The organism is Streptomyces sp. NPDC047079, from assembly GCF_040643755.1.
GTDB lineage: Bacteria > Actinomycetota > Actinomycetes > Streptomycetales > Streptomycetaceae > Streptomyces.
In genome coordinates, this window is sequence record NZ_JBEYUZ010000069.1 from 1 (window position 1) to 1,546 (window position 1,546).

The following is a 1,546-nucleotide window of genomic DNA, read 5'->3' on the forward strand; positions in this document are numbered from 1 at the left end:
CCCCGTTATCTTCTTCGCGGTCCTGCAAGAGGGCCGCTGGCCTCCGGGCCCGGCATGACTGTTGCCCCCTGTCGAACGGATGACCTGGGGGGTGGTGTCACCGGGCCCGGGAGGTGCCGTCGGAGACGCTGATGAGAGGTCCGGCCACCGCCCGGTCCGGCGCAATGCCGGACAGCTCGCGGGCGGCAGGTCTGCATAACGTGGATGCGCGCGTACGACACCACTGCCGAGGCCGGCCCGTTCAACTCTCCTGGAAGGGCGCGATGTTCGACACCGAAGACGTGGGCGTGTTCGTGGGCCTGGACGTCGGCAAGACCGCTCATCACGGCCATGGGCTCACCCCGGCGGGGAAGAAGGTCCTCGACAAGCAGCTGCCCAACAGCGAGCCGAAGCTGCGGGCCGTCTTCGACAAGCTGGCCACGAAGTTCGGCACCGTCCTGGTGATCGTGGACCAGCCCGCCTCGATCGGCGCCCTCCCGCTGACCGTGGCCCGGGACGCGGGCTGCAAGGTCGCCTATCTGCCCGGCCTGGCGATGCGGCGGATCGCCGACCTGTATCCGGGCGAGGCGAAGACCGACGCGAAGGACGCCGCGGTGATCGCGGACGCCGCCCGCACCATGCCGCACACCCTGCGCTCGCTGGAACTCACCGACGAGATCACCGCCGAGCTGACCGTGCTGGTCGGCTTCGACCAGGACCTCGCGGCCGAGGCCACCCGCACCTCCAACCGGATACGCGGCCTGCTAACTCAGTTCCACCCCTCGCTGGAGCGCGTCCTCGGGCCTCGCCTGGACCACCCGGCCGTGACCTGGCTGCTGGAACGCTACGGCTCCCCGGCCGCGCTGCGGAAAGCCGGCCGCCGCAGACTCGTCGAGGTGATCAGACCCAAGGCCCCACGCATGGCCGCCCGGCTGATCGACGAGATCTTCGACGCACTCGACGAGCAGACCGTCGTCGTCCCGGGCACCGGCACCCTCGACACCGTGATCCCGTCCCTGGCCCGCTCGCTCGCCGCCGTCCACGAACAGCGCCGGGCCCTGGAAGCCCAGATCAAAGCCCTGCTGGAGGATCACCCTCTTTCCAAGGTCCTGACCTCGATGCCGGGGGTCGCGGTCAGGACCGCCGCAGTTCTGCTGGTCACCGTCGGCGACGGCACCAGCTTCCCCACCGCCGCCCACCTGGCCTCCTACGCCGGCCTCGCCCCAACAACGAAATCCTCGGGAACCTCGATCCACGGCGAACACGCACCACGAGGCGGAAACCGGCAGCTCAAACGCGCGATGTTCCTGTCCGCCTTCGCAGCCCTGCACGACCCCGTCTCCCGCGCCTACTACGACAAGCAACGCGCCCGCGGCAAGACCCACACCCAAGCCCTCCTCCGCCTCGCCCGCCACCGCATCAGCGTCCTGTTCGCCATGCTCCGCGACGGCACCTTCTACGAACCCCGGACACCGAAAGACGTCGAGCTCGCCGCATAACCTCAGCAACCCCGAACCACCCCAAACCCGACAGGGATGCCTTGACGGAAGACATAGAGGCACCCCCC

The 1,546-nt window shown here is 69.3% G+C and carries 1 protein-coding gene; it reads left to right on the forward strand.

Translation table 11 applies throughout. From position 1 onward, the window contains the following. Positions 1–263: 263 nt before the first annotated feature. Positions 264–1,478: an IS110 family transposase gene (locus tag ABZ823_RS30905; RefSeq protein ID WP_361666229.1), complete on the forward strand. Its 1,215-nt coding sequence runs from the start codon at positions 264–266 to the stop codon at positions 1,476–1,478. Positions 1,479–1,546 lie beyond the last annotated feature (68 nt).

What these genes read in the sequence shown, in the direction of transcription:
- ABZ823_RS30905 (WP_361666229.1), top strand. Translation starts at nt 264, where the DNA reads ATGTTCGACACCGAAGACGTGGGCGTGTTCGTGGGCCTGGACGTCGGC.